At 54.6% G+C, this 7,673-nt stretch carries 6 protein-coding genes; 2 read left to right on the top strand and 4 right to left on the bottom strand.

The genetic code is table 11. The features are described 5' to 3' along the window. Positions 1 to 180: 180 nt before the first annotated feature. Positions 181 to 1,050 carry an SdiA-regulated domain-containing protein gene (locus ACN0VL_RS04760; protein ID WP_417615007.1) on the bottom strand — a complete coding sequence of 290 codons (870 nt, stop codon included), beginning with the start codon at positions 1,048 to 1,050 and terminating at the stop codon, positions 181 to 183. A gap of 296 nt (positions 1,051 to 1,346) precedes the next feature. Between ACN0VL_RS04760 and rarD (ACN0VL_RS04755) the strand changes: the two genes are divergently transcribed. Further along, complete coding sequence (rarD, locus tag ACN0VL_RS04755) at positions 1,347 to 2,246, top strand: EamA family transporter RarD (protein ID WP_417615006.1); 900 nt, start codon at positions 1,347 to 1,349, stop codon at positions 2,244 to 2,246. A gap of 532 nt (positions 2,247 to 2,778) precedes the next feature. After that, entirely contained in the window at positions 2,779 to 3,678 is a 900-nt protein-coding gene (gene rarD, locus ACN0VL_RS04750; RefSeq protein ID WP_417615005.1) for an EamA family transporter RarD, read from the top strand. On the opposite strand, the gene ACN0VL_RS04745 is transcribed toward rarD (ACN0VL_RS04750), so the two are convergent. From ACN0VL_RS04745 to ACN0VL_RS04735, 3 genes are all read right to left on the bottom strand, one after another. Then, the gene (locus ACN0VL_RS04745) at positions 3,675 to 4,556 is read right to left on the bottom strand and encodes a DMT family transporter (protein WP_417615003.1); all 882 of its coding nucleotides are present in this window, start codon (positions 4,554 to 4,556) and stop codon (positions 3,675 to 3,677) included. The genes rarD (ACN0VL_RS04750) and ACN0VL_RS04745 overlap by 4 nt on opposite strands. Positions 4,557 to 4,705: 149 nt before the next feature. Further along, on the bottom strand, positions 4,706 to 5,689 hold the full coding sequence (locus ACN0VL_RS04740) for a rhodanese-related sulfurtransferase (protein WP_417615001.1): 984 nt from the start codon (positions 5,687 to 5,689) through the stop codon (positions 4,706 to 4,708). Between the two features lie 445 nt (positions 5,690 to 6,134). Then, positions 6,135 to 7,532 (bottom strand): L-cystine transporter, encoded by a 1,398-nt coding sequence (locus ACN0VL_RS04735; protein WP_417615011.1) that lies wholly within the window; start codon positions 7,530 to 7,532, stop codon positions 6,135 to 6,137. Between the last annotated feature and the right edge of the window lie 141 nt (positions 7,533 to 7,673).

Genomic DNA, 7,673 nt, shown 5'->3' with positions numbered 1-7,673 from the left:
TGTCGTGGGAGGTGGCTGTGGTGCCTCTGGTACTCAGGCTCAAAGATGAGCAGAACTTTACTGTAATTGGTATTACAAGAGTTATGCTCTTGACTTGTCGTTCCTTGTCCGTGGGTTCCGTGGATTCCGTGGCAAAAATAGGTTTAAGTGTTAGTTTTTCAACCACATCGTTATGAGGTATTACTCATTCACGAGGCCTTGCTCCAACAGTTGGCTAAGCGTCAGATGGCTGCGAAACAGGTTGGTGTCGTGGCCTTCGCGGGTGACATAGATAAAGTCGTCCTGGCCCAGGGCAATGCCTTCAAACTGACCACCTTTGTCTAATCGTAACCGCTGGCCCCGGCCTTCCTGCACACGGCCATCCTGCACCGGGTAGAGCCAAATCCAGGCAATGCGGTTCCACCAATTACGGCTATAGCCGAGCAACAGCAGGGTATTGGACTCGGCATCAAACTCGGCTCCCGTCACCAGCATCCGGGTATTCAGCCGTTGCTGGGCGCGCAGTGGCTGCAAGTCACCTGTGGTAGGCACCTTGTACAAGGCGGTGTCCTGATCGAGCCAGCGCTTGGTAAACAGCCATAACTCGTCTGCCACCCAGGTCAGGGCTTCGGCATCAAAGTTATGCTGATGGGGAGCGGGCTGAAAATGCCTTTGTTCGGCATAAGCCACCGGCAGTGACGGATGCACTCGTATGTTATTTTGCTCCAGAGTCAGCGGTAATATGGAGAGCTCACGTCGTCGACCCTTGTTGTTACCGATATCGGCGACATACAGCGTATTACCACGCACGGCTATGTCTTCCCAATCGTGATTGCCGGCGGCAACGGGCAGGCGGGCGATGAGGTCGCCATGGGCGGTCAGCATAAACAGCTCGGCGTCATTGCCGCTGTCGTTATGGCTGATAAACCCTTGCTGCCAGCGTACCAGGCCCGAGGTTTCCGATAGTCGAGTATCAAAGGTCGCCATGGCATCCAGCGCCAAGGTGGGTTCCTGCGCCGTGGCGCAGCCGCCAAGCACTACGGCCAAATATAAAGAAACAAGAATGCGCACCTGATGCTCCCGAAGATAGTGAGCCTGTGTTATAGCGTTTTTAATAACATAATCATATCGACTCGATGAAGGCCTTTATATTGAAAGGTTAACGGTGAATATCATCCGCTTTGCTTGCAACAATCACAAATTGTGAATGCCAGGTTAAATAATGGGGTGGGAGGTGACCATATTTGCATTAAATAAAAATGGTCGTGTATTTTTCTGTTTTATTTTCAACAGTTGCTCAATGTTTCAAAGGGGAAATGTTAAGCTGCCGGCAAAATGGACCATAAAATTAAATAGAGGAGAACAGAGTGACCAAGGGTGTTGCGCTGTCGGTATTTTCGTGTGTGCTGTTTGCATTTTTGTATTATTACGCCAGCCTGATGCAGCCACTGAGTGCCGAAGCGGTATTTGGCTGGCGCATGTTGCTGACCATGCCCTGCGCCGGGCTGTTTCTGCTCTATAGTGGCGACTGGAGTCTGGTAAAAGCCCTGTTATCCGAACTCAAGTCACGGCCGATATTGTGGTTGGGCCTGCCCCTGTCTGCCGCTCTGGTCGGCGTGCAGCTATGGATCTTTATGTGGGCCCCCATTAACGGGCGTGGGCTGCAGGTATCACTCGGCTACTTCATGATGCCGCTGGTGCTGGTGGTGATTGGCCGCTTTCTCTATCAGGAGCAGCCCTCCCGCTTGCAATGGACGGCGGTATTTTTTGCCGTGGTTGGGGTAGGCAACGAGCTGTGGCAGGCGGGAGGTGTCTCCTGGGAAACCCTGGTGGTGGCTTTTGGTTATCCGGCCTATTTTGTGTGGCGTCGTTGGCTGGGCAGCGATAATTTAGGTGGGCTCTGGGTCGACATGTTGCTGATAGTGCCGGTGGCCGCCTGGTTTGTGGTCTCGGTAGACCAGCCGCTGGCCGCCTTCGAACAGCGGCCCGTGCTCTGGGGGTTGGTGTTGGGATTGGGCATGGTGAGTGCATTGGCGATGGTGTGCTACATTCTGGCCAGTCGTCGTTTGCCCTTCAGCCTGTTTGGTCTGCTGGGTTATGTTGAGCCCATCTTGCTGGTGCTTGTCTCGCTGATCCTGGGCGAAACCATCAAGGCAGAAGAATGGCCGACTTATATTGCCATCTGGCTGGCCGTTGGCCTCCTGGTGCTCGAAGGCGTCAAGCAGCTATTGGCGTTCAGGCGCTATCCGTTCAGTAAAGCGCGTTAGGGGGCAGTTGACCTTTCGCGGCGAAAGCTCTCCCCAGAACACGCAAATACCCGCTATGACGACCATGCCAGCCCCTCGGCAGTCTCTACGAGTGTGGTCAGTGGGGCTGGTTCGCTTTCAAGACCCGGAAAGAGCACCGAACACGCCTGTGTCTACCGCACCCAGCCTCATGTTTGGCTGGGTATTCGGTGCTACATTTATCACCTCACTCTTAACCTTCCCCTTTCACGACTCACATCGCTCTCTTTCTTCGGTCATTCATGTATTTCGTGGCTATAAAGACGCTGGCCTTTAACCGTCAATCTGCCTGCAGAATCCACGTGAGTTATGAGATATCGATTGGTTTGTTTTTAATGAATCCTTATTGTAAATGTATGGTTAAATTGGCGTTTTCATAGTGATATCAACTGTATTGAAGGTGAATTCAGGGTGTGTTTTTCTGTCTTTATTTCATACAGTAGCTCAATATTTCAACGGAAAACTGTTAAACTGCAGCGAAATAATGGTGTACCAATAACTAGAGGAGAACAGAGTGACCAAGGGTCTTGCGCTGTCGGTATTTTCGTCTGTGCTGTTTGCATTTTTGTATTATTACGCCAGCCTGATGGAGCCACTGAGTGGCGAAGTGGTATTTGGCTGGCGCATGTTGCTGACCATGCCCTGTGTCGGACTGTTTCTGCTCTATAGTGGCGACTGGCGTCTGGTAAAAGCCCTGTTCTCCGAACTCAAGTCACGGCCGATATTATGGCTGGGCCTGCCCCTGTCTGCCGCTTTGGTCGGTGTACAGCTATGGATTTTCATGTGGGCGCCCATTAACGGACGCGGGCTGCAGGTATCGCTCGGTTACTTCATGATGCCGCTGATGCTGGTGCTGGTGGGTCGCTTCCTGTATCAGGAGCGGCCCACCCGTTTGCAGTGGGCCGCCGTGTTTTTTGCAGCCGTTGGCGTAGCCAATGAACTGTGGCAGGCGGGGGGGATCTCCTGGGAAACCCTGGTGGTGGCCATTGGTTATCCGATCTACTTTGTGTGGCGCCGTTGGCTGGGCAGCGATAACCTGGGTGGACTCTGGATCGACATGTTGCTGATCGTGCCGGTGGCCGCCTGGTTTGTGGTCTCGGCCGAACTGCCGTTTTCCGCCTTCGAGCAGCGGCCCGTGCTCTGGTTGCTGGTGCTGGGGCTGGGCATGGTGAGTGCACTGGCGCTGGTGTGCTACATTCTGGCCAGTCGTCGTTTGTCCTTCAGCCTGTTTGGTCTGCTGAGTTATGTTGAACCCATCTTGCTGGTGTGTGTCTCGCTGATCCTGGGCGAAACCATCAAGGCAGAAGAGTGGCCGACCTATATTGCCATCTGGCTGGCCGTTGGCCTGTTGGTGCTTGAGGGCGTCAAGCAGCTGGTGGCATTCAGACGCTATCGGTTCAATCAAAGGCGCTAGGCCCACATCACGCAGATGGCCGCTATAACGATCAAGGCCAGCCCCCAGTGATCCTGGCGGGCCAGCCTGGTCTTGAAATAATAAGCGGAAATGAGCAGCGTAAACAGTACCTCAATCTGGCCGAGGGTTTTAACCAGCGCCACGCTTTCCAGGCTCATGGCGGTGAACCAGCCGATAGATCCCAGGCAGCTGGAGAGACTCACCAGGGCCGTTAACTTGGGCCTTTGGAGCAGGCCGGTCAAGCTCGGCACATCGCGCCAGGCCAGCCAGCCAACCAGCAGCAGGGTTTGCAGGCCGATCACCAACAGCAATACCCAGGCCGCCGAAAAGGGAACAGCCAGCTCCAGCAGCAAGCTGGCTTCTCGTACCCACAGCGAGGTGAGGGCAAAACTCAGGCCACTGCCAACTCCAAGTAGCAGCGTCTTGGGAGAGACAAACCCGGACACGCGGCGCAGCCCGCTTAACAAACCAACCGCGATCCCCCCCACCAGCACGCCCAGCCAGCCCAAAGGGGAGAGCTGGGAGCCAAAAAATCCTGCCCCCAGCATCGCCGCCCAAATGGCCTCACTTTTTGCCAGCCCCACCCCTACCGCATAGTTGCGCAGTTGAAACAGTCGTACTATCAAGGCGGTAGCCACAATCTGGCACAGGGCGGCCCCCACCACATAGGCGGCAAACAGTACAGAAAAATGCGGTAAAGGTTGGTCGGGCTGCCAGCGATACAACAGCCATAAATAGAGGGCGGCAATGGGCCCGGCCAGAATAAAACGCGCCAGGGTGACGCTGGTGGCACCCAAATGCTGGCTAAGCTGTTTTTGAAAGGCATTGCGCCAGGCCTGCATAAAGGCCGCAAACAAGGTGAAGGGGATCCAGAGCATCAAGTTACCGTAAGGCGAGAGGTGTGAGGGAAAGTCGGTGAGGAGTAACTGAATTGACCGAGAGGGCAAGACGTGAGGGGGGAGGCGCCAAACACCTAACCTGACGGTTTGGTTTGTACGCCTCACCCCTCACGCTTGCCTCTTACACCTTACGATGTTTTTTGTTGCTGTCGTTGCTTGCGTGCCAGCTTCTCGGCGCGGCGCTGTTCGGCGGCGGCCACGGCATCGCTGCCAATATGCGCCTCGCCTCTGGCCTGTGCCAGCTGCAGCTGATATTCACGCTCGGCGTAGCGGCGCTTTTGCTCCGGAGTATGCTGATCATGACAATGAGGGCAGCTGACGCCGTGCTGAAAATGTGCATGTTGCAGGTCGTCGGGCGACAGCGGGGCACGGCAGGCCGAGCACAATTGATACTGGCCGGGTTGCAGTTGATGATCGACGGTCACGCGGTTGTCGAACACAAAACACTCGCCTTGCCACATCGACTCCTGCTCGGGCACTTCTTCCAGATATTTCAGGATACCGCCGTGCAGGTGGTACACCTCATCGAAGCCTTGCTCTTTAAGGTAGGCGGTGCTTTTTTCGCAGCGAATGCCGCCGGTGCAGAACATGGCTACTTTTTTATGCTTGTTGGCGTCCAGGTTGTTTTTAACGTATTCGGGAAACTCGCGAAAACTCTCGGTATTCGGGTTGAGTGCGCCTTTAAAGGTGCCAATATCCACTTCGTAGTCGTTGCGGGTATCCACCAGCACCACATCGGGGTCGGAGATCAGCGCGTTCCAGTCTTTGGGGGCCACATAGGTGCCCACTACCCGTTTAGGATCTATGCCCTCTACCCCCAGAGTGACGATTTCTTTCTTTAGTTTTACCTTGGTGCGATAAAACGGCTGCTCCTCGCTCATCGATTCTTTGTAATCGATACCGCTAAAGCGCGTGTCCTTGGCAAACCAGGCCTTAAGCTGGTCAATGGCCTGACGAGAGCCGGCCACAGTGCCGTTAATGCCTTCACTGGCCAGCAGCAGGGTGCCGCGAATGTGTTCGGCTTCCAGCATGGACTGCAGGGGTTCGCGCAGCGCTTGGTGATTATCCAGGGTAACAAACTTATAAAGGGCACATACAACAAACTGAGACATGGTTTCCTCCAGCGCCGGCCGAGCGCTGTATTAACAACAATTTATGGCCATGCGCACAGGCATGGCGTGAAAGGCAGCATGATAACAAATTTTTACGCCGCTCTGCAGTAAAACGAAGATGGCCGCTCACAATAAAAGGTTAAAAAATCAGCATCGATCCTAACAGAAAATTTTTAAACCTATTTTTGCCACGGAATCCACGGACCCCACGGAAGTAGAGCGACAAAGGGATTTAAAGAGGAAAAAGTAAAGGGGAAAACAGAATACGGCTGTGCTCAGGTAAGGCCTGACCAATAAACCGCTTTCTTATTGAGCCTTGATTTTTCTGTGGGTTCAGTGGCGATCAAGTCTTTAATTTTTAAGTAAACTTGCCACACAAGCTATAAAAAATTCCCACGCGGGAGCGTGGGAACGAGAGCTATCGATATTTTCTTTTTGCCTGGCGTTAGGCGCTTGGTGCTGACTTTAGCGTCTGATCGGCGTCTTCCTCTTGTGCAAACATGGCTTCGTCGGTTTGCCCCAGCAGCTTGCTGGTGATGGTGCCGGCGGTCATGGCGCCGTTTACGTTCAACGCGGTGCGCGCCATGTCGATCAGCGGCTCAATCGAAATAAGCAGGGCGGCGAGCGCCACTGGCATGCCCATGATTGGCAGCACGATCAGCGCGGCAAAGGTAGCACCACCGCCCACACCGGCTACGCCAAACGAGGCCAGGGTGATCACGCCCACCAGGGTCGCCAGCCACAAGGGATCCAGCACATCTATGCCCATGGTGGGGGCTATCATTACCGCCAGCATGGCCGGATAAATACCGGCACAGCCGTTTTGGCCAATGGTGGCACCAAAAGATGCTGAGAAGTTGGCAATACTTTCCGGCACGCCCAGCTTGCGGGTTTGCGCCTGCACATTCAGGGGAATGGTGGCGGCGCTCGAGCGGCTGGTAAAGGCAAAGGCCAGCACCGGCCACACCTTGGTAAAGAAGCGCTTGGCATTTACGCCCACAAAGGTCAGCAACAGGCCGTGGATCACAAACATGATGGCAATGGCCAGGTAAGAAGCGAGCAGGAAGCCGCCCAGGCTGACCACGTCCTGCAGGTTGGAGCCGGCAATCACCTTGGTCATCAGCGCCATAACACCGTAAGGGGTGAGCTTCATCACCAGGCGGACCAAACGCATCACCAGGGCCTGCAGTGCTTCGATACCACCAATAACACGGCGGCCCATCTCGGGCTCATCTTTCAGCAGATTCAGGGTGGCCAATCCCAGGAAGACGGCAAAAATGACCACGCCAATCACGGCGGTCGGGCTGGCGCCCGTCATGTCGGCAAAGGGGTTGCGAGGAATAAAGGACACCACCATTTGTGGCAGCGACAGGTTGGCCACACTGGCCACCTGGGATTCCAGGTGTTCGGCACGGGCCAGCTCGCGGGCGCCTTGCACCAGATCGGCGGCATTCAAACCAAAACTATGGGTGACAAAGACGCCTACCAGCGCAGAAATAGCGGTGGTAAACAACAGGACGCCCAGAGAGAGTACGCTGATCTTGCCTAACGAAGTAGCGTTATGCAGACGCGATACCGCGCCCAGAATAGACACCAGTACCAGCGGGATCACGATCATTTGTAGCAAGCGCACATAACCCGAGCCCACCATATTCACCCACTCCAGGGTTGCGGTAATGGTGGTGGCGTCGTACAGCACCTGCATGAAAAAGCCGGCAGCCACACCAAACAACAAGCCGGTCAGCACCTGGCGAGAAAGAGATTGTCCGCTGCGGGCCAGCTTGCCCAACAGTAACATCAATAATAAAAACACAGCCAGATTGAATAGCACCAGCAACATGATCACTCCGTGAGCAGTAAATTATAGAGATAGCCGGCGATAGTAGCAGCAGATTCGACTTGTGAATAATCGAAATTGTTATGAGAGTGCCTTATTTGGCATAAGGGTGAAAAAAGTAGCAGCCGGTGGCCCGCACCCAGCGAA

This window comes from Oceanisphaera sp., assembly GCF_048268965.1.
Lineage (GTDB): Bacteria > Pseudomonadota > Gammaproteobacteria > Enterobacterales > Aeromonadaceae > Oceanimonas.
This window is presented reverse-complemented; position numbering and strand designations above follow the sequence as displayed.